Source organism: Thermus igniterrae ATCC 700962 (assembly GCF_000376265.1).
In the GTDB taxonomy this organism is placed as follows: Bacteria; Deinococcota; Deinococci; order Deinococcales; family Thermaceae; genus Thermus; species Thermus igniterrae.
This window is the reverse complement of sequence record NZ_AQWU01000054.1, coordinates 1-22,547: the sequence shown is the minus strand read 5'-3', so window position 1 is coordinate 22,547 and position 22,547 is coordinate 1. Positions and strand designations below refer to the sequence as shown.

Annotated in this window: 23 protein-coding genes and 1 pseudogene; 16 read left to right on the top strand and 8 right to left on the bottom strand. The window is 68.4% G+C overall.

Going from position 1 to position 22,547, the window contains the following annotated elements:
• The first annotated feature begins 63 nt into the window (after window positions 1-63).
• From B128_RS0104235 to B128_RS0104195, 9 genes are read left to right on the top strand one after another with little or no spacing between them, the layout of a single operon-like run.
• Window positions 64-1,251, top strand: coding sequence for a NosD domain-containing protein (locus B128_RS0104235; RefSeq protein WP_018111031.1), 1,188 nt, complete (start codon window positions 64-66; stop codon window positions 1,249-1,251).
• Complete coding sequence (locus B128_RS13335) at window positions 1,230-1,904, top strand: ABC transporter ATP-binding protein (RefSeq protein ID WP_018111030.1); 675 nt, start codon at window positions 1,230-1,232, stop codon at window positions 1,902-1,904. The genes B128_RS0104235 and B128_RS13335 overlap by 22 nt, the downstream gene beginning before the upstream one ends.
• Window positions 1,888-2,544, top strand: a complete 657-nt coding sequence (locus B128_RS0104225; protein ID WP_018111029.1) for a nitrous oxide reductase accessory protein NosL — start codon at window positions 1,888-1,890, stop codon at window positions 2,542-2,544. The genes B128_RS13335 and B128_RS0104225 overlap by 17 nt, the downstream gene beginning before the upstream one ends.
• Window positions 2,545-2,553: 9 nt before the next feature.
• Window positions 2,554-3,066: a nitrous oxide reductase accessory protein NosL gene (locus B128_RS0104220; RefSeq protein WP_018111028.1), complete on the top strand. Its 513-nt coding sequence runs from the start codon at window positions 2,554-2,556 to the stop codon at window positions 3,064-3,066.
• Window positions 3,063-3,809 carry an ABC transporter permease subunit gene (locus B128_RS13330; protein WP_018111027.1) on the top strand — a complete coding sequence of 249 codons (747 nt, stop codon included), beginning with the start codon at window positions 3,063-3,065 and terminating at the stop codon, window positions 3,807-3,809. Before B128_RS0104220 ends, B128_RS13330 begins: the two co-directional genes overlap by 4 nt.
• Before the next feature lie 10 nt (window positions 3,810-3,819).
• Complete coding sequence (locus B128_RS0104210; protein WP_018111026.1) at window positions 3,820-4,266, top strand: hypothetical protein; 447 nt, start codon at window positions 3,820-3,822, stop codon at window positions 4,264-4,266.
• Window positions 4,241-4,837, top strand: coding sequence for a MazG family protein (locus B128_RS0104205; RefSeq protein WP_018111025.1), 597 nt, complete (start codon window positions 4,241-4,243; stop codon window positions 4,835-4,837). Before B128_RS0104210 ends, B128_RS0104205 begins: the two co-directional genes overlap by 26 nt.
• 29 nt (window positions 4,838-4,866) lie before the next feature.
• Window positions 4,867-5,337, top strand: coding sequence for an NUDIX hydrolase (locus tag B128_RS0104200; RefSeq protein ID WP_018111024.1), 471 nt, complete (start codon window positions 4,867-4,869; stop codon window positions 5,335-5,337).
• Window positions 5,300-5,803 carry a type 1 glutamine amidotransferase domain-containing protein gene (locus B128_RS0104195; RefSeq protein ID WP_018111023.1) on the top strand — a complete coding sequence of 168 codons (504 nt, stop codon included), beginning with the start codon at window positions 5,300-5,302 and terminating at the stop codon, window positions 5,801-5,803. The genes B128_RS0104200 and B128_RS0104195 overlap by 38 nt, the downstream gene beginning before the upstream one ends.
• On the opposite strand, the gene argB is transcribed toward B128_RS0104195, so the two are convergent.
• A complete protein-coding gene (gene argB / locus B128_RS0104190; RefSeq protein WP_018111022.1) occupies window positions 5,793-6,539 on the bottom strand; it encodes an acetylglutamate kinase in 747 nt (248 codons plus the stop codon). The two genes, B128_RS0104195 and argB, sit on opposite strands and share 11 nt — an antisense overlap.
• Window positions 6,532-7,023, bottom strand: a complete 492-nt coding sequence (locus B128_RS0104185) for a hypothetical protein (protein ID WP_018111021.1) — start codon at window positions 7,021-7,023, stop codon at window positions 6,532-6,534. Before B128_RS0104185 ends, argB begins: the two co-directional genes overlap by 8 nt.
• A 17-nt stretch (window positions 7,024-7,040) precedes the next feature.
• Between B128_RS0104185 and dnaX the strand changes: the two genes are divergently transcribed.
• The 5 genes from dnaX to B128_RS0104160 all read left to right on the top strand — a co-directional run bounded on the left by dnaX (window position 7,041) and on the right by B128_RS0104160 (window position 12,321).
• Window positions 7,041-8,675, top strand: coding sequence for a DNA polymerase III subunit gamma/tau (gene dnaX / locus B128_RS0104180; protein ID WP_018111020.1), 1,635 nt, complete (start codon window positions 7,041-7,043; stop codon window positions 8,673-8,675).
• Window positions 8,676-8,682: 7 nt separating this feature from the next.
• Window positions 8,683-8,964 (top strand): metal-sensitive transcriptional regulator, encoded by a 282-nt coding sequence (locus B128_RS0104175; RefSeq protein WP_018111019.1) that lies wholly within the window; start codon window positions 8,683-8,685, stop codon window positions 8,962-8,964.
• Window positions 8,965-8,993: 29 nt separating this feature from the next.
• A complete protein-coding gene (locus B128_RS0104170) occupies window positions 8,994-9,455 on the top strand; it encodes an HD domain-containing protein (RefSeq protein WP_040683569.1) in 462 nt (153 codons plus the stop codon).
• 96 nt (window positions 9,456-9,551) lie between these two features.
• Window positions 9,552-11,405, top strand: a complete 1,854-nt coding sequence (locus B128_RS0104165; RefSeq protein WP_018111017.1) for a 2-oxoacid:acceptor oxidoreductase subunit alpha — start codon at window positions 9,552-9,554, stop codon at window positions 11,403-11,405.
• 1 nt (window position 11,406) lies between these two features.
• Window positions 11,407-12,321: a 2-oxoacid:ferredoxin oxidoreductase subunit beta gene (locus B128_RS0104160; protein ID WP_018111016.1), complete on the top strand. Its 915-nt coding sequence runs from the start codon at window positions 11,407-11,409 to the stop codon at window positions 12,319-12,321.
• Here B128_RS0104160 and B128_RS0104155 read toward each other — a convergent pair.
• Window positions 12,318-12,878: a 5-formyltetrahydrofolate cyclo-ligase gene (locus B128_RS0104155; RefSeq protein WP_018111015.1), complete on the bottom strand. Its 561-nt coding sequence runs from the start codon at window positions 12,876-12,878 to the stop codon at window positions 12,318-12,320. The genes B128_RS0104160 and B128_RS0104155 overlap by 4 nt on opposite strands.
• A gap of 52 nt (window positions 12,879-12,930) precedes the next feature.
• Between B128_RS0104155 and dnaE the strand changes: the two genes are divergently transcribed.
• On the top strand, window positions 12,931-16,599 hold the full coding sequence (dnaE, locus tag B128_RS0104150) for a DNA polymerase III subunit alpha (protein WP_018111014.1): 3,669 nt from the start codon (window positions 12,931-12,933) through the stop codon (window positions 16,597-16,599).
• 166 nt (window positions 16,600-16,765) lie between these two features.
• Here the strand turns inward: dnaE and groL are convergent, their stop codons facing one another.
• The 5 genes from groL to B128_RS13130 all read right to left on the bottom strand — a co-directional run bounded on the left by groL (window position 16,766) and on the right by B128_RS13130 (window position 21,509).
• The gene (gene groL, locus B128_RS0104145) at window positions 16,766-18,397 is read right to left on the bottom strand and encodes a chaperonin GroEL (RefSeq protein ID WP_018111013.1); all 1,632 of its coding nucleotides are present in this window, start codon (window positions 18,395-18,397) and stop codon (window positions 16,766-16,768) included.
• Between the two features lie 11 nt (window positions 18,398-18,408).
• A complete protein-coding gene (gene groES, locus B128_RS0104140; RefSeq protein ID WP_018111012.1) occupies window positions 18,409-18,714 on the bottom strand; it encodes a co-chaperone GroES in 306 nt (101 codons plus the stop codon).
• Window positions 18,715-18,811: 97 nt separating this feature from the next.
• On the bottom strand, window positions 18,812-19,909 hold the full coding sequence (locus B128_RS0104135) for a DUF58 domain-containing protein (RefSeq protein ID WP_018111011.1): 1,098 nt from the start codon (window positions 19,907-19,909) through the stop codon (window positions 18,812-18,814).
• Window positions 19,910-19,911: 2 nt separating this feature from the next.
• The gene (locus B128_RS0104130; protein ID WP_018111010.1) at window positions 19,912-20,826 is read right to left on the bottom strand and encodes an AAA family ATPase; all 915 of its coding nucleotides are present in this window, start codon (window positions 20,824-20,826) and stop codon (window positions 19,912-19,914) included.
• Window positions 20,778-21,509, bottom strand: coding sequence for a DUF4129 domain-containing protein (locus B128_RS13130; RefSeq protein WP_245537220.1), 732 nt, complete (start codon window positions 21,507-21,509; stop codon window positions 20,778-20,780). The genes B128_RS0104130 and B128_RS13130 overlap by 49 nt, the downstream gene beginning before the upstream one ends.
• Before the next feature lie 830 nt (window positions 21,510-22,339).
• Here B128_RS13130 and B128_RS12225 point away from each other — a divergent pair.
• Window positions 22,340-22,547: pseudogene (locus B128_RS12225) on the top strand (hypothetical protein); the annotation flags it as partial.

Genomic DNA, 22,547 nt, shown 5'->3' with positions numbered 1-22,547 from the left:
CAAATGTACTCTGGCCTCCCCAAAAGTACGAATGTCCCGGCCTCCCTCCCTACCCTGGGGAGGATGCGCGCCCTCCTTTCCCTCTTGGTCCTGGCCCTGTCCGGGCTGGCGGCCCCCACCCTGCGCCTTTCGGGGGAGGTGGAGGGACCCTTGGTCCTCACCATCCCGGGTCTGGTGGTGGAGGGGGCCGGGGCCGTGGTCCGGGGGAAGGGGGGGCACACCCTGGTCCTTTCGGCCCCTGGCCTAAGGGTGCGGGGGCTCAAGGTGGTGGGGGCTGGTCCTGGGGACGACTTTTTTGAGCCGGATGCCTCCCTCTACCTAAAGGGGTGCCGGGGGTGCCTCCTGGAGGGGGTGGAGGTGGAAGGGGCCCCCACGGCGGTGCGGGTGGAGGACTCTCCGGACGTGGCCGTGCGGGGGCTTAAGGCCCGGGGGTTGGGGTCTTCCCCGGGGGTGCTGGCCTACCGTAGCCCCAATCTCCGGCTGGAGGCCAACCACCTCCGGGGGTACATGGACGGCGTCTACGCCGAGTACAGCCCGGGGCTTGTGGTTCAGGGGAACCTCTTGGAGGGGAACGGGCGCTACGGGTTCCACGTGATGTTTTCCTGGGGGGTGCGGGTGGAGGGGAACCTGGCCCGGGGGAACGGGGTGGGCAACGCCGTGATGCACGGGGCGGAAAACCTGGTGCGGGGAAACCGGCTGGAAGGGCATAAAAGCCCGGTGGGCTATGGCCTTCTGGTGCAGGATGAGCGGGGCACCCGGGTGGAGGAAAACCGCTTCCTCCAGAACACCATAGGCCTGGTGCTCATGGACGCCCAGGGGGTGGGGGTTTTGGGCAACGCCTTCCAGGAAAATGGCACCGCCTTGCGCCTCACCCGGGAAAGGGGGGCGAACTCGGCGCGGGTGGCCAATAACCGCTTCCAGGGCAACCTCTACGACCTCCTGGTGGACGACCCCCAGGCCAAGGCCCAGGTGGCGGGGAACCGGTACGACCGGGCCAGCGGCCTTCCCGTGCCCCACCTGCCCACGGGGAGCTTCGCCCTCCTCTTGGCCCGGCAGCCGGAGCTTTCCCTCTTCGCCCTTTCCCCCGGTGTGGTCCTCTGGGAGGCGGCCGAGGCCCAGGTGCCGGGCCTGAGGCTTTTGGCCCTGGCCGACCCCAAGGCCAGGCCCCTGCCCAGGGAGGGGGGGTGGGTGATGGGCTGGGTCCTTTTGGGGCTTCTGGGAGGTGGGCTGTGGTGGCGGTGGCGGGCCTGAGGAAGGGTAGGCGGCTCCTTGGGGTGAGCCTCGAGGCCAGGGAGGGGGTGGTGGGCCTCCTGGGGCCCAACGGGGCGGGGAAGAGCACCCTTTTGGCCCTCCTGGCGGGGCGGCTTCGGCCCGAGGGGGGAGAGGCCCGCCTCCTGGGGTACGCCCCCCGGGACCCCCGGGCCCTGGCCCTGCGGGCCTACCTGCCCCAGAATCCCCGGCTCTTTCCCCATCTGCGGGTGGGGGAGGTGCTGGAGGGGGCCAGGCGGGTGAAGGGGCTGGGCAGGGGGGCCCTCGAGGAGGCCCTGGAACGCATGGGCCTTGGCCCCCTCCTGGGGCGGCGGGTGGGGGAGCTTTCCGGGGGGCAGCGCCAGCGCCTGGCCCTGGCCGCCGCCCTCATGGGCGATCCCCCCATCTGGCTCCTGGACGAGCCCACCGCCGCCCTGGACCCCAAGGGGCGGGCCCGCTTCTGGGCCTGGGTGGGGGAGAAGCGGGGGGTGGTCCTCCTGGCCCTGCACCACGTGGAGGAGGCCCAGCGGGCGGACCGGCTGGTGCTCCTCAAGGGGGGGAGCCTTCTGGAGGAGGGCCCTCCGGACCAAGTTCTGGGCCCAAGGGGAGAACGCCTCCCCTGGCTAATGGAGGTGCTCTATGAGGAACCGGCGTGAGGTGCTGAAGGCGTTGGGCGGGCTGGCCTTCGCGGGAGCGGGGCTGGCCCAGATGGCCCAGGAGTCCCCGGCGGTGGGGGAGCGGGTGCCCCCTAGGCCCATTCCCTGGGATACGGGGCAGTGCGCCTTCTGCGAGATGCCCATCAGGACCCCTGAGGGGCAGTGGCGGGGCCGCACCTTCCCCAGGGGCTTCTTTGAGCAGACCTATGCCCAGATCGCCTTTGAGAAGCCAAGGCCTGCCCCCCACGACCCCAAGCAGGTGGTGGAAGCCCTCCACTTTGAGAGCATCGCCTGCATGGTGAACTACGCCTGGGTGCACGGGCTTCGCGACGGGGAAGGGGCCACCTTCTACGTGACGGACCGGGGGGCCTACGACCCCGCCCGCCCCCAGGAGAGCGTGCGCCTGGTGCCGGCCCGGAGCGCCACCTACTACTGGGGGGAGAAGATGATGGTGGTGATGAACGCCAGGCTCCTGGCCTTCGCCAGCGCCAAGGCCGCCCAGGAGTTCGCCGAGCGCCACAAGGCCCAGCACGGCCGCCAGCGCTTTTACAGCTTCCAGACCCTCTGGGACCTGGCCCCCCTGCCGGAGATGAACCTGGTGGCCCTTCTGGCCCGGCACGCGGGGCTTCTCGGGCGCTAAACTCCCCTCATGGACCGTCGCCGTTTCCTCCTGGGGGTGCTGGCCGGGGTCCTCCCCGGGGCCCTGGCCGCCCCCCGGGGCCTGCGCGTGGGGGTGGAGGCCTGCCCCTACTGCTTCATGACCATCCTGGACGCCCGCCACGCCGCCCAGGCGGTGAACCCAAAGGGCAGGGCTTTCTTCTACGATGACCCCGCCTGCCTCCTGGACCAGCTGAACGGCTGGGGAGGGCCTTCCCTCACGGCCAAGGAGGTCTACCTGGCCGACCATGGGGCAAGCCTGCGTAGCGAGCCCAAGTGGGTGCCCGCGGAGAAGGCCCTCCTCTACCACCACCCCAGGGTGCGCACCCCCATGGGCTCGGGGCTTTTGGCCTTTGCCAGCCGGGAGGCCTTGGAGCGGCACCTTAGGGAGCGTCCCGAGCGCCAGGGGGGGAGGGTTCTCACCTGGAAGGAGGCCCTTCAGGAGGGGGCCAGGCGCCCCTGGGTGCCCACGGACTTCTTCCCCCCTCCCCCCAAGGCCCCATGACCCCCCTCTTTTTGAAGGAAGTCGGCCGCAACCCCTGGACCCTGGGGCTTTTCCTCCTGCCCCCCCTTCTGGCCCTGGGCTTCCAGGGCCGGGGGGAAGGGGTGGGGCTGGTGGGGCTTTACTCGGGGCTCATGCTCCTCCTGCCCCCCCTGGTCCTGGCCCTGGGGGTGCCCCTTCTGGCCTCGAGGGAAGAATGGGCCTTCCTCCTCGGCCTTCCTGCTCGTCCCTTCCACGCCTTCCTGGAAGGGGCCCTGGGGGTCTTCCTGGGCCTGGCCCTTCCCCTCCTCCCCGGGCTTTTCCTGGGGGCGGGGCTTTTGGGGCTGGGCGGGGCCACCCTTTGGCTCCTCCTTTCCGGGGTGGGGCTTCTTGTCTTTTGGGTGGGGCTTTCCGCCCTCCTTTCCGCCCTTCTCCTGGAAGAGCGGCGGGCTTTGGGCCTGGGCTTTGGCCTCTTCGGCCTTCTCAACGTACTCTATGGGCCCTTGGTGGTGGCCCTGGCGGTGCGGCTTAGGGACTATCCCCTGGAGGGCTTCCTCACCCTGGCCCTCCTCCTCAACCCCCAGGAGGTCTACCGGGTGGGCCTCCTGTCTAGCCTCCAGGCCCCCGTCCTCACCGGGCCCCTGGGCTACCTGGTGGCGGAGCGCCTGGGGCCGGTGGGGGCCCTGGGGGGGCTTGGCTACCTGGTGCTGGCGGGCTTGGCCGCCGCCCTCCTCGGCGCCCTACGCTTTGCCCGCCGGGACCGGTAGCATGGGGGGGATGCTCCGCCTGGCCGGCATCCTCCTGGTCCTGCCCTTCTTCCTCCAGCTTCTGGGCATGGGCGACACCCCCCTAGGTGGGGGGCTTTGCGGCGAGGTCTTCCGGGCCCAGGACATGGCCCTGGCCCTTCAGACCCCTGGTTTCTGGTATGGCCTCCTCTTCATGCTCCTCCTGGCCCTGGAGCTGGGGTTTGGCCTCTCCCTCCTCCTTCTCCCCCTCCTGGAGGTGTCCCTAGGGGCTCCCTGGATCCGGGCCGGGCGCTATCTGGTGGGCACCCTTCTCCTCCTCTTTCTCCTGAGCCGTACCACCGGCCTGCCCGCTCCGGGCCCGGGGGGGCTGGTGCTGGAGCCCGCCCCATTGGACGCCCTCTCCCTGCTCTTGGTGGGCCTTTCCCTGGCCGGGGGGCTTCTCCTAAGGGAGAATGGGGGGCATGGAGCGGCTTCTTGAGGTGATGCGCCGCCTGCGGGGCCCCGGGGGCTGCCCCTGGGACCGGGCCCAGACCCACCAGAGCCTGGTGCCCTACCTTCTGGAGGAGGCCGCAGAGGCGGCGGATGCCCTTCTGGAGGGTCGGCCTGAAGCGATGGCCGAGGAGCTGGGGGATGTTCTCCTGCAGGTGGCCTTCCACAGCGTCATTGCCGAGGAGGAGGGGCGCTTCACCTACGCGGAGGTGGAGCGGAGAATCGTGGAAAAACTCATCCGCCGCCACCCCCACGTGTTCGGCGAGGCCACCGCCCACACCCCGGAGGAGGTTAAGGCCCGCTGGGAGGCCCTAAAGGCAGAGGAGGGGAAGGAGGAGGCCCCTTGCAGCCTGCCTAAGCACCTGCCCACCCTGCTCCGGGCCTACGAGCTGCAGAAGAAGGGGATAGAGCCGGGAAGCGAGGAGGGGCTGAGGAGAGCCCTGGAACGGGGCGACCTGGAGGAGGCACTTTGGAACCTGGTGGGGCTTTTCGTCCAACAGGGCCTGGACCCCGAGAGCGCCTTAAGGCGGCGCTCCCTCAGGGCCTGCCGCCAGGCCTGACCCCCCCTGCGGGTTTCCGTCTGGCGGCGGTGGCGGTTCCCCTCCTGGGGGAGGTGCTCCTCCTCACCCGGCGGAGCCCCCACCTGCCTACCCACGCCGGGCAGGTGAGCTTCCCCGGGGGGGTGGTGGAGCCGGGAGAGGACCCGGTGGCGGCCGCCCTGCGGGAGGCGGCGGAGGAGGTGGGCCTGGAGGGGGTCGAGCCCCTGGGCTTCCTTTCCCCGGCCCTTTCCCCCCAGGGCTTTCTGGTCCAGCCCGTGGTGGTTTTCCGCCCTGACCTCCCGCCCCTGGCTCCCAACCCCCATGAGGTGGCCGAGGTCCTGCTGGCCCCCCTGCTCGAGCTCCTCCGGGTGGATCCCTGGAGCGAGGTGCGCCTGGGGCGCCAGGTGTGGCACTTTCCTTGGCGGGGGGTGGACATCTGGGGGGTCACGGGGAATATCCTCAAGGAGTTCCTGGAGGTGTGGCGTGGGGCGCATGGGGATTCTGCTGGCGGATCTCTTTGACGAGCGGGAGTTCATCTATCCCTACTACCGGGTGGAGGAGGCAGGCTATGCCCCGGTGGTCATCGGGCCGGAGGCCAGGGAGTACCGGGGCAAGTCGGGGTTGGCCTGGCGGGCCGAGGTGGCCGCCAGGGAGGCCCCGGAGCTCCAAGGCCTCCTCATCCCCGGGGGGTTTGCCCCGGACTACCTGCGGCGGAGCCCGGAGGTGCTCTCCCTGGTGCGCCGGGTGGCGGAGGAGGGCAGGCCCCTGGGGGCCATCTGCCACGCGGGCTGGGTGCTGGTGAGTGCCGGGCTGGTGCGAGGCCGCAGGGTGACGGGGTTTTCCTCCATCCGGGACGACCTCCTCAACGCCGGGGGGCTCTACCAGGAGGAGGGGGTGGTGGTGGATGGCAACCTGGTCACTGCCCAGGGGCCCAAGGACCTCCCTGCCTTCATGCGGGCCTTCTTGGGCCTCCTCCCTAATGGGTGAAGCGGGTGCCCGTCTCTCCCCGGAGTACAGCCCCAAGTACCCCCCGCTCTCCCCGGGCGATGGCCGCCCAGGGGGCCCCATGCTCCAGGGCGGCCAGGGCTGCGGCCACCTTGGGGATCATTCCCCCCTGGAGGACTCCTTCCGCCCGCAGGGCCTCCACCATGGCGGGGGTGAGGTGGGCCAGGCGGGTGGTGGGGTCCTGGGGGTCCCGGTAGACCCCTTCCACGTCGGTGAGGAAGACCGCGGGCCAGCCCAGGGCCCCGGCCACGGCCCCTGCGGCGGTGTCGGCGTTCACGTTTAGGGGGCCCTCCTGGTCCAGGGCGATGGGGGCAAGAAGGGGGGTGTAGCCCTTCTCCAGGAGGTCGCGGAGGAGCGCCGCGTCCACCCCCACCACCTCACCCACCCGGCCCAGCTCGGGCAGGGGCCGGCCCAGGAGGCAAAGGGCGTCCCGCCCGGAGAGGGCCAAGGCCTTCCGCCCCCTCCGGGAAAGCCCCTCGGCCAGGCGCTTGCCCGTGAGGTAGAGGGCCATCTCCACTGCCTCCAGCTGCTCCGGGGGGGTAACCCTCAGCCCCCCCACGAAGCGGCTCTCAAAGCCCAGCCGGGCCAGGAGGGCGCCGATCTCGGGCCCGCCCCCATGGACCACCACCAGGGGGCCGGGGTAGGCGGCCAGCTCGTCCAGGAGCTCCTCAGCCCCCCGGAGGCTTCCGCCCGCCTTGACCAAAAGGGGCTCACTCAAGGTAGATCACCTCCTCGGGCAGGCCTTCCTCCTCCTCCGCCTCCAGGAGGTCCAAAAAGCCCAAAGCCGCGTGGTCGGGGTGGAGGCCAAAGGGGCCGGCCAGGGCCTGGACCGCGCTCACCGGGGGCATGGTCCGGGCCCTTTCCAGGAGGGGCCTAAGGGCCTCGGGGGCCAGGAGGGCCTCCCCCAGCTCAGGGCCCTTCCTCAGCTCGGCCACCACCTCCCCCCCTTCTGCCAGGAGGAAGAGGAGTTCCTCCTCGGCCAGGACCAGGAAGGCCAGGGCCGGCCCCAGGCGGGAGAGGTCCAGCAGGAAGGCCCAGATGGCCTCCGGGTCCTCCTGGGCCTCGAGGGCCTCGGGGTAGAGGCTCACCCAGGGGGGGTCGGGCACCAGGTAGACCCCCGCCCCCCCGGTCCGCCCCTCCGCGAAGGCCAGGACCTCCTCCAGGGGGGCTTTCACGTGAAGGGAGAGGAAGCTCCGCACCACGCCCTATACTAGCCTCTGTGAGCGCCCTCTACCGCCGGGTCCGCCCCCTCACCTTCGCCGAGGTGGTGGGCCAGGAGCACGTGAAGGAGCCCCTCATGCGGGCCATCCGCGAGGGACGCCTTGCCCATGCCTACCTCTTCTCCGGGCCCCGGGGGGTGGGGAAGACCACCACCGCCCGGCTCCTGGCCATGGCCGTGGGCTGCCAGGGGGAAGACCCCCCCTGCGGGGCCTGCGCCCACTGCCAGGCGGTGCAGAAGGGGGCGCACCCCGATGTGCTGGAGATTGACGCCGCCAGCAACAACTCCGTGGAGGACGTGCGGGAGCTCAGGGAGCGCATCCTCCTGGCCCCTCTTTCCGCCCCCAGGAAGGTCTTCATCCTGGACGAGGCCCACATGCTCTCCAAAAGCGCCTTCAACGCCCTCCTGAAGACCCTGGAGGAGCCTCCGGCCCACGTGCTCTTTGTCTTCGCCACCACCGAGCCTGAGCGCATGCCCCCCACCATCCTCTCCCGCACCCAGCACTACCGCTTCCGCCGCCTTACCGAGGAGGAGATCGCCGCCAAGCTCCGGCGCATCCTGGAGGGCATGGGCCGGGAGGCGGAGGAGGGAGCCTTGCGCCTGGTGGCCCGCCTGGCGGATGGGGCCATGCGGGATGCGGAAAGCCTCCTGGACCGGCTTCTCCTCCTCGAGGGCCCCCTCACCCAGGCCAGGGTGGAGGAGGCCCTGGGCCTGCCCCCTCGGGAGGCCCTCTTCCGCCTGGTCCGGCACCTGGCGCAAGGGGAGGTGCCAAAGGCCCTAGAGGCGGCCCGGGGGCTTTACGCCCAGGGCTTTGCCCCCCGGAGCCTGGTGGGGGGGCTCATGGAGGTCCTGCGGGAGGCCCTCTACGCCGCCCACGGCCTCCCCGGGACCCCCCTTCCCCTGCCCCCGGAGGCCATCCTAAAGGCCCTTACCCACCTGGATGAGGCCCTGGAGCGCCTGGCCAAACGCGCGGACCTCCTGGCCCTGGAGGCGGCCCTCCTGGGGGCCTTTGCCCCGTCTGCCTCTGTGCCCCCGGTAGCGGAAAGGCCTCCCCTGCCCGAGTTTGACCCCCTGGCCCCTGCCCCGCCTCCTAGGCCCCCCGCGCCCTCTGTGGAGGCGCCCCAGCCCGACCTTTCCGCCCGCTGGCGGGCTTTCCTGGAGGCCTTGCGGCCCACCCTCCGGGCCTTCGTGCGTGAGGCCAAGCCCGCCCTGGAGGGGCAGACCCTCCTCCTCCGCTTCCCCGAGGGCAAGGCCTTCCACTACAAAAAGGCGGAGGAGCAGAGGGAGGTCCTCCTCCCCCTCATCCAGGCCCACTTCGGGGTGGCGGAGGTGGCCTTTATCCTGGAAAAAAAAACCCTAGAGCCTAGCCCGGCCCGGCCTTCCCCCCCGCCCAAACCCTCCACCCGTACCCCAGAAGCTCCCCCAGGCGGGCCGGAACCCCAGGACCAAGCCCCCTTGAGGGAGGCCCTTTGGGAGGAGGAAAAGGAGGAGGTCCCTTCCGAGGAGGACCCGGGTGAGCGCCTTACCCAGATTGCCCGGCTGTTGGGGGCCAGGCTTCTTTGGGTGCGCAGGTCCAGAGCCCTCGAGGCCGAGGAACCCGTGAGCGAGGACAGCATAGGGGGTAATGGTATATAATGCCCCCATGACCAAGACCACCGAGCTGGGAAACGAGACCGTGGAGAACATCCTGAAGCGCCTCCGGCGGATTGAGGGCCAGGTGCGGGGCCTGCAGAAGATGGTGGCGGAAGGGCGTCCTTGCGACGAGGTCCTCACCCAGATGACCGCCACCAAAAAGGCCATGGAGGCGGCGGCCACCCTTATCCTGCATGAGTTCCTAAACGTTTGCGCCGCCGAGGTCTCCGAGGGCAAGGTGGACCCCAAGAAGCCCGAGGAGATCGCCAACATGCTGAAGAAGTTCATCTAGCCCCCGTGGGGAGGGCGAGCCTGGGGCGCCTGAAGGGGCGGCTTTCCCGCCTCCTCCGGGCCCTCTTTCCCGGCCAGGAGATGCCTGAGGATGCCTTCGCCCTGGCCTTCCTCCAGGGGGAGGAACGGGCCCTCTACCTGGCCATGGACCCCCGGGACCGGGCCCACGCGGTGCGGGTGGCCAAGAGGCTCCTGGCCACCCACCCTGAGGCCCCTGACTTTGCCGTGCGCGCCGCCCTCCTGCACGATGCCGGCAAGGCCTTAAGGCCCTACCGCCCCCTGGAACGGGTGCTCACCGGCCTCTATGCCCCCCCGGTCCCCCCTTACCCCCTGCGGCGGGGGCTTTGGGGGGCTTTCCAGGTGCGCCGCCACCATCCCCTTTACGCCGCGGAGCGCATCCAAGACCCAGAGGTGCGGGCCCTGGTGCTGGAGCACCATGCCCCCAAAAGCCTTTGGGGACAGCGCCTGCACCAGGCGGACCAGGAGGAATAACCCCCTTCCCTGAGGGCCTAAAGCCCCCTTTGGGCGAAAGTCCCTAGGCAAGGTGGGCCCTTAAGGAGTAGGGTATCAGAGAGCAAAGGAGGGCTTATGGATGAGTTCACCTGGCGCGTGGGCGGCCCCCAAGGGGGCGGCATAGAGACCGCGGCCACCCTGTTCGCCCGGGCTGTGGCCAAGGGGGGGTGGTGGGTGGCCACCAAGCGGGAGTACCACTCCAACATCATGGGGCGGCACTCCTACCTGGACGTGAGACTCTCGCGAAAACCTGTCCAGGCCTTCCGGGAAAAGGTGGACTTCCTGGTGGCCCTGGACGGGGAGACCCTGGTCCGCCACCTGGAGGAGGTGCGGCCTGGGGGAGTGCTCCTCTACGACCCCCGGGTGCTGGACCTCACGGTGCACAAGCTCCCCATGCTGGACCACCGGGTGGCGGAGGACCTCTCCCGGCGCCTGGGCCGGCTTGACCCCAGCCTCAAGGAGGTCCTCCAGGTGTACGTGGAGGCCGGGGTGCAGCCCTTGCCCTACCCCTTTGAGGAGGTGGCCGACCGCATTGGGGCCGGGCTTGGGGTGCCCTCCTTGCAGGCTAGGCGCACCCTGAACACCATCGCCGTGGCGGCAAGTCTCCGCCTCCTAGGCTTCCCCCTGGAGCCCCTGGCCGAGGCCCTGGCCCTGCAGTTCAGGGGCAAGGTGCTGGAGCTGAACCGCCAGGTGGCCGAGGCCGTCTACCGGGAGGAGGTGCCCAAGCTTCCCTTCTCCCTGCACCTTAACGGCTGGGGCCCGGGCCGGGTCTACCTCACCGGGGCCCAGGCGGCGGCCTTGGGGAAGCTGGCCGGGGGGCTTCGCTTCCAGACCTATTACCCCATCAGCCCGGCCACGGACGAGTCCACCTACCTCGAGGCCCACACCGCCTTCCAGGGGGCGGACGTGGCCGTGGTCCAGACGGAGGACGAGATCGCCGCGGTGACCATGGCCGTGGGCGCGGCCCTCACCGGGGCCAAGGCGGCCACCGCCACCAGCGGCCCAGGCTTCAGCCTCATGGCCGAGGGGATGGGCTTCGCCGGCATGATTGAGGCCCCTCTGGTGGTGACCCTCTACCAGCGGGGCGGGCCCTCCACGGGCCTGCCCACCCGCACGGAGCAGGGGGACCTGATGTTTGCCCTGCGGGGCGGGCACGGGGAGTACCCCCGGCTGGTCCTGGCCTCGGGGGATATCCAGGACGCCTTCCTGGACGCCCAGAAGGCCCTGGCCTGGGCCTGGCGCTACCAGACGGTGGTGGTCCACCTCCTGGACAAGTTCCTGGCCTCCATGGCCCAGAGCCTGCCCAAGGAGGCCCTTAGGGTCCTCTCCCTGGATGGGGAAAAGCGGGTTTCTCCCAGGGCCGAGGGCTTCGGTCCCTATCACCGCTACGCCCCAAGCGAAGACGGCATCTCCCCCTTCGTCCCCCTGGGCACCCCCGGGGGCTTCTACTGGATGACCTCGGACGAGCACGACCTCGAGGGCCACATCACCGAGGACCCCGTCCTGCGGGAGATGCAGATGGAAAAGCGCATGCAAAAGCTCCTCACCGCCCGCAAGGAGATTCCCCTGGAGGACCAGTACACCCTGTACCGGGACGGGGAGGTGCTGGTTCTAGGCTGGGGCACGGTGAAGGGCACCCTCCTGGAGGCCCTGGAGAGCCTGCCCGGGGTGGGGTACCTGCACCTGAGGCTCCTCTGGCCCTTCCCCGAGATCGCCCACCTCTTGGAGGGCAAGCGCCTGGTGACGGTGGAGCACAACTATTCCGGCCAGCTGGCCGACCTGGTGCAGCAGGAAACCCTCAAGCGGGTGCACCACCGGGTGGTGAAGTACAACGGCCGCCCCATCACCCTGGACGAGGCGGTGGAGGCCCTTTTGGCGGTGCGTTCGGGCCAGGCCCCCGAGCGCCTGGTGTTGCGGAAAGGAGTCTAGGATGCTGGAGCTGAAACTGGCGGACTACAAGGCGGAGAAGCAGCCCGACTGGTGCCCGGGCTGCGGGGACTACGGCATCCTCTCCGCCCTGCAGATGGCCCTCTTTGAGCTGAGGAAGGACCCCTCCCAGACCGTGGTCTTTTCGGGCATCGGCTGCTCGGCCAAGACCCCCCACTACCTGAACGTCTACGGGGTCCACACCCTGCACGGCCGGGTCCTGCCCGTGGCCCAGGGGGCCAAGCTGGCCAACCCCCACCTCACCGTGGTGGCCGTGGGCGGCGATGGGGACGGTTTGGGCATCGGGGCGGGGCACTTCGTGGCCGCCGGCCGGCGCAACGTGGACATGCTCTACATCCTCTACGACAACGAGGTCTACGGCCTCACCAAGGGCCAGGCCGGCCCCACCCTGGGCCTAGGGGAGAAGACCAAGAGCCTGCCCAAGCCCAACCCCCAGGGCCGGATCAACCCCCTCCTCCTGGCCTTCGCCGCGGGCTACACCTGGATCGCCCGGGGCTACGCCTACGACGTGAAGGGCCTGAAGGAGCTCATCAAGGAGGGCATCCAGCACCCGGGCCTGGCCTTCCTGCACGTCCTCCAGCCCTGCCCCACCTACAACGACCTGCACACCAAGGAGTGGTTTGCTCCCCGCCTCTACAGGCTCCAGGAGGAGGGCTATGACCCCCTGGTGCCCGAGGGGCTTACCCCCGAGGAGCTGGACCGCAAAATGGCTCAGTTCCAGGAAAAGGCCGTGGAGTGGGGGGAGCGGATTCCCACCGGGGTCTTCTGGAAGGCCCAGCTCCCCACCTTTGAGGAGCGGCTCAAGGCCTACCTTCCCCGCTACCCCGAGGTCTACCCCGCCTTGGGGCAGCGGGAGCCCTTGGACCTCGAGGGCCTCCTCCAGGAGTTTGCCCTCTAGGGCCGGATGAGGCGCTGGGGGGTGGCGATCAGGTCCACCCGGCGCTCGGGGGGTACGGGGAGCTGGGGATAGACCATGAGGGGGTGGGCCAGGGTGGCGAAGGGGGCGGCCACCTGGAGCCAGGCCTGGGGAAAGCCGTAGCCCTTGCCCACCCAGCCTCCCTCCTCGTCCACGGCCACCGCCCCGATGAGCACCAGGTCAATGGGCTGCCCCTCGAGGGCCACCCGCACCCCGTAGCGGTAGGCCTCCCGCACCCGTTTGAGCCGCCTGGGGTCCAGGTCCTTGAGGAGCAGAAACTCCCCCCCGCGGTCGGGATGGGGCAGGATGAGGGCCTTCCCCTGCCTCAGGGCCTCCTCCCGCAGGGGCTTCAGCACCGCGTCCATCCCCGCCAGGAGCACCTTGGCTCCCTGGAACTCCGGGGTCTTCATGAGGCGTTCCGCCGCCTTCCTGGCCCCCAGGAAGTTGGGGTGGTGGCCGTGGGGCGGGGTGGGGTGGAGGGCGAGCCCATGGCGGGCCAGGGCGTTCCAGACTTCTTCCCGAAGCTCCCCCAAGGTCATCTTCCTCACTTTGCCCCCCGGGCCGGGGGGCGTCAAGCTAGCATGGGAGGGTATGGGCCACAAACTCCGGTTCGCCCACCTGCACCAGCACACCCAGTTTTCCCTCCTGGACGGGGCGGCCAAGCTTGAGGACCTCCTCAAGTGGGTCAAGGAGGTCTCCCCCGAGGACCCCGCCCTGGCCATCACCGACCACGGGAACCTCTTCGGCGCCGTGGAGTTTTACAGGAAGGCCACGGAGCTGGGGGTGAAGCCCATCCTCGGGTACGAGGCCTACGTGGCGGCGGAAAGCCGCCACGACCGCAAGCGGGGCAAGGGCCTGGACGGGGGGTACTTCCACCTCACCCTCCTCGCCAAGGACTTCCGGGGCTACCAGAACCTGGTGCGCCTGGCGAGCCGGGCCTATCTGGAGGGTTTTTACGAGAAACCCCGCATTGACCGGGAGATCCTAAGGGAGCACGCCGAAGGCCTCATCGCCCTTTCCGGGTGCCTGGGGGCGGAGATTCCCCAGTTCATCCTGCAAGACCGCCTGGACCTGGCGGAGGCCCGGCTCAAGGAGTACCTTTCCATCTTCGGCGACCGCTTCTTCATTGAGATCCAAAACCACGGCCTTCCCGAGCAGAAGAAGGTCAACGAGGTCCTCAAGGAGTTCGCCCGCAGGTACGGCCTGGGCATGGTGGCCACCAACGACGGCCACTACGTGCGCAGGGAGGATGCCCGGGCCCACGAGGTGCTCCTCGCCATCCAGTCCAAAAGCACCCTGGACGACCCCGAGCGTTGGCGCTTTCCCTGCGACGAGTTCTACGTGAAGACCCCCGAGGAGATGCGGGCCATGCTCCCCGAGGCGGAGTGGGGGGATGAGCCCTTTGACAATACGGCGGAGATCGCCCGCATGTGCAACGTGGACCTCCCCATCGGGGACAAGATGGTCTACCGCATCCCCCGCTTCCCCCTCCCCGAAGGGCGCACGGAGGCCCAGTACCTCATGGAGCTCACCCTAAAGGGCCTTCTGGGCCGCTACCCCGACCGCATCACCCCAGAGTTTTACCGGGAGGTCTTCCGCCGCCTGGGGAAGCTCCCGCCCCACGGGGACGGGCAGGCCCTGGCCGAGGCCCTGGCCCAGGTGGAGAAGGGGGCTTGGGAAAAGCTTCTGGCCGGGCTTCCCCCCTTGGAGGGGGTGCGGGAGTGGACGGCGGAGGCCATCCTCCACCGGGCCCTTTACGAGCTTGGCGTCATTGAGCGCATGGGCTTCCCCGGGTACTTCCTCATCGTCCAGGACTACATCAACTGGGCTAGGAAGAACGGGGTTTCCGTGGGGCCCGGACGGGGTTCGGCGGCGGGGAGCCTGGTGGCCTACGCCGTGGGCATCACCAACATTGACCCCTTGCGCTTTGGCCTCCTCTTTGAGCGCTTCTTGAACCCCGAGCGGGTGTCCATGCCGGACATAGACACGGACTTTTCCGACCGCAAGCGGGACCTGGTGATCCAGTACGTGCGGGAGCGGTACGGGAAGGAAAGGGTGGCCCAGATCGGCACCTTCGGGAGCCTGGCCTCCAAGGCGGCCCTGAAGGACGTGGCCCGGGTCTACGGCATCCCCCACAAGCGGGCGGAGGAGCTGGCCAAGCTCATCCCCGTGCAGTTCGGTAAGCCCAAGCCCTTGGCCGAGGCCATCCAGGTGGTGCCCGAGCTCAGGGCGGAGATGGAAAAGGACCCCAAGATCCGGGAGGTCCTCGAGGTGGCCATGCGGCTTGAGGGCCTCAACCGCCACGCCTCCGTGCACGCCGCCGGGGTGGTCATCGCCGCCGAGCCCCTCACGGACCTGGTTCCCCTCATGCGGGACCAGGAAGGCCGCCCCGTGACCCAGTACGACATGGGGGCGGTGGAGGCCTTGGGCCTTTTGAAGATGGACTTCCTGGGCCTCCGCACCCTCACCTTCCTGGAGGAGGCCAAGCGGATCGTCCAGGAGTCCAAGGGGGTAGAGCTGGACTACGATGCCCTTCCCCTGGACGACCCCAAGACCTTTGCCCTCCTCGCCCGGGGGGAGACCAAGGGGGTGTTCCAGTTGGAATCCGGGGGCATGACCGCCACGGTGCGGGGGCTTAAGCCCAGGCGGATTGAGGACATCATCGCCCTGGTCTCCCTCTACCGCCCTGGCCCCATGGAGCACATCCCCACCTACATCCGCCGCCACCACGGCCAAGAACCCGTGACCTACACCGAGTTCCCCCATGCGGAGAAGTACCTAAAGCCCATCCTGGACGAGACGTACGGCATTCCCGTCTACCAGGAGCAGATCATGCAGATCGCCTCCGCGGTGGCCGGGTACTCCTTGGGGGAGGCGGACCTTCTGCGGAGGGCCATGGGCAAGAAGAAAGTGGAGGAGATGCAAAAACATCGGGAGCGCTTCGTGCGGGGGGCCAAGGAGCGGGGGGTGCCGGAGGAGGAGGCCAACCGGCTTTTTGACATGCTGGAGGCCTTCGCCAACTACGGCTTTAACAAGAGCCACGCCGCCGCCTATAGCCTCCTCTCCTACCAGACCGCCTACGTGAAGGCCCACTACCCGGTGGAGTTCATGGCCGCCCTCCTCACCGTGGAGCGCCACGACTCCGACAAGGTGGCGGAGTACATCCGCGATGCCCGGGCCATGGGTATCCGCGTCCTGCCCCCGGACATCAACCGCTCGGGCTTTGACTTCAAGGTGGTGGGGGAGGAGATCCTCTTCGGCCTCTCCGCGGTGAAGAACGTGGGGGAGGGGGCGGCGGAGGCCATTTTGGAGGAGCGGGAGCGCGGAGGGCCTTTCCGGAGCCTGGGGGACTTCCTCAAGCGTCTGGACGAAAAGGTGGTGAACAAGCGCACCCTGGAGTCCCTCATCAAAGCGGGGGCCTTTGACGCCTTCGGGGAGCGGGCGAGGCTTCTTGCTTCCCTGGAGCCCCTGTTGAAGTGGGCTGCGGAAAGCCGGGAGCGGGCGCGCTCGGGGATGATGGGCCTTTTCGCCGAGGTGGAGGAGCCCCCCTTGGCCGAGGCGCCCCCCCTGGACGAGATCACCCGCCTGCGCTACGAGAAGGAGGCCCTGGGCATCTACGTCTCCGGCCACCCCGTGCTCCGCTACCCCGGACTCAGGGAGGTGGCCAGCTGCCCCCTGGAGGAACTTCCCGAGTTCGTCCGCGGACTTCCGCCCCGCACGCGGGTTCTCCTGGCCGGCATGGTGGAGGAGGTGGTGCGCAAGCCCACCCGAAGCGGGGGGATGATGGCCCGCTTCACCCTTTCCGACGAGACGGGGGCCCTGGAGGTGGTCACCTTCGGCCGGGCCTACGAGGGCGTCTCCCCCAAGCTCAAGGAGGACACCCCCCTCTTGGTGCTGGCGGAGGTGGAGCGGGAGGAGGGGGGGCTCAGGGTTATCGCCCAGGCGGTCTGGACCCACGAGGAGGTGGCGGAGGCCCCCAGGGCCCTGGAGGTGGAGGTGGACCACGCCCTCTTGGACGAGCGGGGGGTGGCCCTTTTGAAGAGCCTGCTGGACGAGCATCCCGGCCCCCTGCCCCTCTACGTGCGGGTACAGGGGCCCTTCGGGGAGGCCCTCTTCGCCCTAAAGGAGGTGCGTGCGGCGGAGGAGGTGATGGGGGTCCTCGAGGCCGAGGGCTTCCCCGCCCGCCTGCTGCCCGACCGGGAGGCCTTCCTCCAGGGAAACGGGGGCAGTGGGGCCAGGGAGGAGGTGGTGCCTTTCTGAACGGGGAACGACTGCTCAGAGGGCGTGCCAAAGCGCCCTTGGCCCCTCCTGTGGAGGGCCTGGCTAGGGCCTGAAGCCTTGTTTTGCTGGTGTTCCCCTTGCCTAGGGGGCGCTACAAGAACCCCAGGGCCGGGCCAAGGCCCGGCCCTGGGCTAGGCGGCTAGGCTTAGAAGTCCATGTCCCCGCCGCCCGCGGGCGCGGGGGTGGTCTCCTTCTTCTCGGGCTTCTCGGCCACCACCGCCTCGGTGGTGAGGATGAGGGAGCCGATGGAGGCCGCGTTCTGCAGGGCGGAGCGGGTCACCTTGGCGGGGTCCACGATGCCCGCCTCCACCATGTCCACGTACTCCCCGGTGGCGGCGTTGAAGCCCAGGCGCAGGTTCTGGGTCTCGGAGAGGATGCGCTGCACCACCACGGAGCCCTCGTAGCCGGCGTTCTCGGCGATCTGGCGGGCGGGCTCCTCCAGGGCCCGGCGCACGATCTTGGCCCCGGTGGCCTCGTCACCCTCCAGCTTCTTCAGGAGCTCGTCCACGGCGCTGATGGCCCGCAGGAGGGTCACGCCGCCGCCCGGCACGATGCCCTCCTCCACCGCGGCCCGGGTGGCGGAGAGGGCGTCCTCAAAGCGGTGCTTCTTCTCCTTGAGCTCGGTCTCGGTGGCGGCACCCACCCGGATCACGGCCACGCCGCCTGCCAGCTTGGCCAGGCGCTCCTGGAGCTTCTCCTTGGCGTACTCGCTGTCGGTGGTCTCCAGCTCCTTCTTGATGCCGTTGATGCGGGCCTCGATGTCCTCCTTCTTGCCCTTGCCGCCCACGATGGTGGTCTCGTCCTTGGTGATCTTCACCCGCTCGGCCCGGCCCAGCATGGAGAGGGTGGCGTTCTCCAGCTTGAAGCCCAGCTCCTCGGAGATCACCGTGCCACCGGTGACGGCGGCGATGTCCTTCAGCATCTCCTTGCGGCGGTCGCCGAAGCCGGGGGCCTTCACCGCGGCCACGTTCAGGGTGCCCCGCAGCTTGTTCACCACCAGGGTGGCCAGGGCCTCGCCCTCCACGTCCTCGGCGATCAGGAGGAGGGGCCGGCCGGTCTGGGCCACTTGCTCCAGCACCGGGAGGAGTTCGCGCACGTTGGAGACCTTCTTCTCCACGATGAGGATGAAGGCGTCCTCCAGGACCGCCTCCATGGCCTCGGGGTTGGTGACGAAGTAGGGGGAGATGTACCCCTTGTCGAACTGGTACCCCTCCACGAACTTCAGCTCGGTCTCCAGGCTCTTGGACTCCTCGACCGTGATGATCCCCTCCTTCCCCACCTTCTCCATGGCGTCGGCGATGAGCTTGCCCACGTCAGGGTCGTTGGCGGAGATGGTGGCCACCTCCTCAATGGCCTTGCGGTCCTCCACGGGGATGGCCAGGGAGCGGATCTTCTCCACCGCCGCCTCCACCGCCTTCTCGATGCCCCGCTTGAGGGCCAGGGGGTTGGCGCCGGCGGCCACGTTCTTCAGGCCCTCCCGCACGATGGCCTGGGCCAGCACGGTGGCGGTGGTGGTGCCGTCACCCGCCACGTCGTTGGTCTTGGAGGCCACCTCCTTGAGGAGCTGGGCGCCGATGTTCTCCAGGTGGTTCTCCAGCTCGATCTCCTTGGCCACCGTCACCCCGTCCTTGGTGATGGTGGGGGAGCCGAACTTCTTCTCCAGGACCACGTTCCGGCCCCGGGGGCCAAGGGTTACCTTCACCGCATCGGCCACCGCGTTCACGCCGCGCTCCAGCGCCCGGCGGGCTGCCTCGTCAAATACCAGGATCTTCGCCATGGTTCACCTCCTTAGCTCAGGACCGCCAAAAGGTCGCGCTCGGAGAGGATCACGTACTCCTCGCCGTCGATCTCGATCTCGGTGCCGCCGTACTTGGCGAAGACCACGATGTCCCCCTCCTTGACCTCGAGGGGCACCTTCTGCCCGTTCTCCAGGACGCGGCCCGAGCCCACCGCGATCACCTTGCCCTTCTGGGGCTTCTCCTTGGCGGTGTCGGGGAGCACGATGCCGCCCTTGGTCTTGGGCTCTTCCTCAATCCGCTTCACCACTACCCGGTCGCCTAGGGGCTTGATCACGGTCTTCACCTCCGCAGCCATATCCACTCCCTCCTTTGACGCTCAAAGGGTGAGAGTGTCAAACCGAGGCTCATTATTTTCCCCCTCCGGGAACTTGTCAAGGGGGTTGAGGGGGGTGTTATAAGACCAGGGCCTGGTGGCCTCGCACCACCCGAAGCTCAAGCCCGTGGGCCAGGAGAAGGCCCTCCATGGCCAGGGCCCGGGCCAGGCCCGGGGTCTTGCCCAAGGCCACCCGGCCCTTCTCCCCCGGATAGAGGAAATAGCCTTCGGGAAGCAGGAGGAGGATTCCCTGCCGGGCCTGGGCGGCCCCTTTCAAGGCCGCCCGCAAGAAAGCTTCCTCCGCCGCCTGGGTGATGAGGAAGTAGGTGCTTCCAGGAGGGGCTTTGGGGGGAAGGGAGGGGGTTTGGGTGGACTCTAGGCGGGCTAGGAGCGAAAGGGCCCTTACCAGGTGGGCCTTTCCCCGTTCCAAAGGCAGGGCCTCTCCTGCGGAAAGGCCATACTGAGCCCCCTTTTTCTCCGCCAGGAGAAGGAGCCAGGCGGCGAGGTTTGCCGCATGGTCCAGGTAGGCGGGGTGGAGGCTTTGGGTGTCCAGGTGGAGGAAGAGGCTTCCTAGAAGGCTCTTTTCCACCTCCCGTACGAACGGGCGGCCCTGGCGGAGGCTTGCCTGCTTGGCCAGGAGGCGCAAGGGGTCCCCAGGCTGGTAGGGGCGGAGGCCCTTGGCCTCGAGGGGATCGGGAAGGCCGAAGGGCTCGGTTTTGCCCTCCAGGAAGAAGCTGGGGGCGGGCTCATAGGGGGGTAGGGGCCGCAGGGAGGGGTAGACCAAGGCCCTTCCCGCCTCGAGGCTCAGAAGCCTCTCCCCTAAGCCCAAAGGGCTTTTCAAAAGCAGGGTGAGGCCCACAGGGTGTTCCCCCCGCCGGCGGTAGCGGTAAGGGAGGGGAAGCTGTACCCGCATCCTTCCCCAGGCCACCCCAGAGAGGCCCCGGGGTTCTAAGCCCAAGGGGGCTGAGGGTAGGTTCTCCAGGCGAAAAAAGAGGGGAAGGGGGGAATATACCTCCACCTCTACCTGCCCCTCCCCTTCCTTGCCGGGAAAGCCTGGGGGTAGGCCTTGGGTCCGCACCCGGACCCGAGCGAACCCAGGTGCCCGCCAAAGGGCCAGCAGGAGGGCCAGGGATAAGAGGCCGAAGGCGGTTTCCCCAAGACCGTTGGCTCCTTCCATGCCTAGGCTCTCTCCACCGGGGCCGGAACCGCCCTGAGGGCTTCCGCCACCAGCCCTTCTGGGCTGGCTCCGGAAAGCTCCGCTTCTAGCCTGAGGATAAGGCGGTGGGGGATGGCGGCCCGGAAGGCCTCCTTGATGTCTTCGGGTATAGTAAAGGGGCGTTCTTCCAGGAAGGCCAGGGCCTGGGCCAGGCGCTCCACCTGCAAAAGGGCCCTGGGGGAGGGCCCGAGCCGTACCTCCTCCCGGTTCCTGAGCCAGCCTGCCAAGGCCAGGAGGTAGTCCAGTACCTCCTCCGTCACCCCCACCCGGCGCACCTCCTGGCGCAGGGCTAGGATCTCCTCCCCTTGGGTCACGGCCTCCAAGCCCTCTAGGGGCTCCTTTTCCTTGAGGGCCTGGAGAAGGGCTTTCTCGTCGGGATGGCCCAGGGATAGTCGGGCGGTGAACCGGTCCCGCTGGGCCACGGGCAGGGGGTAGGTGCCCTCCTCCTCCACCGGGTTTTGCGTGGCCAGAACGAAAAAGGGTTCGGGCAAAGGATGGGTCTTTCCCTCCAGGGTCACCTGGCCTTCTCCCATGGCCTCGAGGAGGGCGGACTGGGTCCTAGGGGTGGCCCGGTTGAGCTCGTCCACCAAAAGGACCTGGCTGAAGATGGGCCCCTTCTGCCATTCCAGGTTTCCTTCCCGGTAGAAATAGACCCCGGTGAGGTCCTGGGGCAGAAGGTCCGGGGTCATTTGGATGCGGCTAAAGGAAAGGCCCAACACCCGGGCCAAGGCCTTGGCGAAGGTGGTTTTCCCCGTGCCGGGCACATCCTCCAGGAGGAGGTGCCCCCCGGAAAGCAGGGTGGCCAGGGAGAGCCTGAGGGTTTCCTCCCTCAGGAGGACCCGGCCCGAAAGGGCCCTTTGGATACGGCTGAGGAACATAGCCTAAGGATATCTTCCAAGAGGGCTTCTGCCCTTTCTGCCTCCTCCTCCCCAGCCTTTCCCCCGTAGCGCACGGGCAGGTAAAGCCGGGTGAGTTCCGAAAGGGACTCCCTTAATCCTGGGAGCAAAGGGGAAATCCTCTCCAGGTACTCCAGGGGCCCCTCGGAGGCCAGGCGGGGGAGGCCCAGGGCCTTTAGGGCCTTCAGGGCCTGGAAATAGGCCCGCCGCACCCGGCTTTGGGGAAGGGCTTCCCGGAAAGACCTCAGGGACTTGGCTTCAATCTCCTGATCGGCCTCCGGCCTTTCCCCTTCCCGGTGGCGCCAAACCAGGAGGGCCAGGAGGGAAAGAAGGCCTAGGGTGACCAGAGCGGAAAGCCCCGCCAGGGCCATTCCCACCTCGCCTAACCTCCTGGGGCCCGGTATGGCCTCCTTTGGGCTGTTCTCCTGGGAAGGGGCGGGCATGGGGGCCGTGGGGGTGCCTCCCAGAAGGCTTTCCCCACCTCCCAGGGTGCCCAGGTAGAGGAGGAAGAGGCCCAGGGCCAAAAGGGCCAGCACCAGGGGCAAAAGGTGAAGCCCCCGGCAAGGGAGCCTTTCCCCCCGGCCCAAAAGGGGCAGAAGGGCCAGAAGAAGCAGGAATAGGGCCAGGGGTTGGGCATAGACCAAGGCCCGGTTGAGGAAGGCCACCCAGGGGGAAAACCCCTCCTCGGGAGCTTGGTAGGCTACTTCCTCTCCGGGATGGGATTTCGCTTCCGGGGATGCCTGGAGGCTAGGCGGGTTCAAGGCAGGCAGGGGAAAGGTGGGGGGGGGTAGGGGGAGAAAGGCCAGGCCTGCCAGCAGGAGCCCTAGGATCCCCGGGAACCATAGGGCGGAAAGGGGGGTCCAAAACCCTTCCCCCCGTTCCTGGGCACGCCTATGGGCCTCCTCGAGGAGGCTAAACCCGTGCAAGAGCCCTAGCAGGAAAAGGCCAAGCGGGCCTAGCCATAGGGCTATAGGCAGGAGAAAGAGGCTGGAAAAGGGTTGTTTTTTAGCGGCCAGGAAAAGTCCATAGAGCAAAAGGAGTCCAGAGGTTAGGGCCCATCCTGGGAGCCAGGAAGGAAAAGGTAAGGCTAGGGCGCGAAGAAGGCCGGGAAGAAAGGCTAACCATAGGAAACCCTGGGGGTAAAAGGCCTTGCCCCAGTGAAGCAGCCCTATTCCCAAAGCTAGGGGGAACCCCAACCCCGGTGCAGCACCTATGAGGAGGAAAGCGCCCACGAGGGGTACGATAAGGGCAAGGGCCGGTGCCACCTCTACTACAGGGGCATGTAAGGGCAGTCCTTCACGTCCAGCCCACAGCCTAAGGGGGAGGGGCCTTGGGCTATTCCTTCCGCAAGTAGGAGACCCAGGGTCAAGGCGGCAAGAACTATCAGAAAAGCCTTTTGCATAAAAAGATTTTACCTTAACCATCCCCCCCCCTTTCGGATATTCAATGCATACCCCCTTGACAAGCCAAAGGAAAAGGGGGCGCTTGGTGAGCTGTGGAAGAACACCAGACGCCCCCTTCCATCCTACCCCTGTCCCTGGAGGAACTGGTCCCCCTGCTCCAGGCATGGCTCCAAGCCCGCTTGCCAGAAGGGGAGAGAAAACCCGGCAGGCCCAGGACCTTCTCCGACCTCAGCCTCTTTCTCTTCCACCTGGTCCGCGCCCTCCTGGGCTTCTCCAGCGAACGCATGCGCCGGGAACTGG

What these genes read in the sequence shown, in the direction of transcription:
- B128_RS0104225 (WP_018111029.1), top strand. Translation starts at nt 1,888, where the DNA reads ATGAGGAACCGGCGTGAGGTGCTGAAGGCGTTGGGCGGGCTGGCCTTC.
- B128_RS0104210 (WP_018111026.1), top strand. Translation starts at nt 3,820, where the DNA reads ATGCTCCGCCTGGCCGGCATCCTCCTGGTCCTGCCCTTCTTCCTCCAG.
- B128_RS0104165 (WP_018111017.1), top strand. Translation starts at nt 9,552, where the DNA reads ATGGATGAGTTCACCTGGCGCGTGGGCGGCCCCCAAGGGGGCGGCATA.
- groL (WP_018111013.1), bottom strand. Translation starts at nt 18,397, where the DNA reads ATGGCGAAGATCCTGGTATTTGACGAGGCAGCCCGCCGGGCGCTGGAG.
- groES (WP_018111012.1), bottom strand. Translation starts at nt 18,714, where the DNA reads ATGGCTGCGGAGGTGAAGACCGTGATCAAGCCCCTAGGCGACCGGGTA.
- B128_RS0104130 (WP_018111010.1), bottom strand. Translation starts at nt 20,826, where the DNA reads ATGTTCCTCAGCCGTATCCAAAGGGCCCTTTCGGGCCGGGTCCTCCTG.
- B128_RS0104155 (WP_018111015.1), bottom strand. Translation starts at nt 12,878, where the DNA reads ATGACCTTGGGGGAGCTTCGGGAAGAAGTCTGGAACGCCCTGGCCCGC.
- B128_RS0104205 (WP_018111025.1), top strand. Translation starts at nt 4,241, where the DNA reads ATGGGGGGCATGGAGCGGCTTCTTGAGGTGATGCGCCGCCTGCGGGGC.
- B128_RS0104135 (WP_018111011.1), bottom strand. Translation starts at nt 19,909, where the DNA reads ATGGAAGGAGCCAACGGTCTTGGGGAAACCGCCTTCGGCCTCTTATCC.
- dnaE (WP_018111014.1), top strand. Translation starts at nt 12,931, where the DNA reads ATGGGCCACAAACTCCGGTTCGCCCACCTGCACCAGCACACCCAGTTT.
- B128_RS0104160 (WP_018111016.1), top strand. Translation starts at nt 11,407, where the DNA reads ATGCTGGAGCTGAAACTGGCGGACTACAAGGCGGAGAAGCAGCCCGAC.
- B128_RS0104175 (WP_018111019.1), top strand. Translation starts at nt 8,683, where the DNA reads ATGACCAAGACCACCGAGCTGGGAAACGAGACCGTGGAGAACATCCTG.
- B128_RS0104235 (WP_018111031.1), top strand. Translation starts at nt 64, where the DNA reads ATGCGCGCCCTCCTTTCCCTCTTGGTCCTGGCCCTGTCCGGGCTGGCG.
- B128_RS13330 (WP_018111027.1), top strand. Translation starts at nt 3,063, where the DNA reads ATGACCCCCCTCTTTTTGAAGGAAGTCGGCCGCAACCCCTGGACCCTG.
- B128_RS0104220 (WP_018111028.1), top strand. Translation starts at nt 2,554, where the DNA reads ATGGACCGTCGCCGTTTCCTCCTGGGGGTGCTGGCCGGGGTCCTCCCC.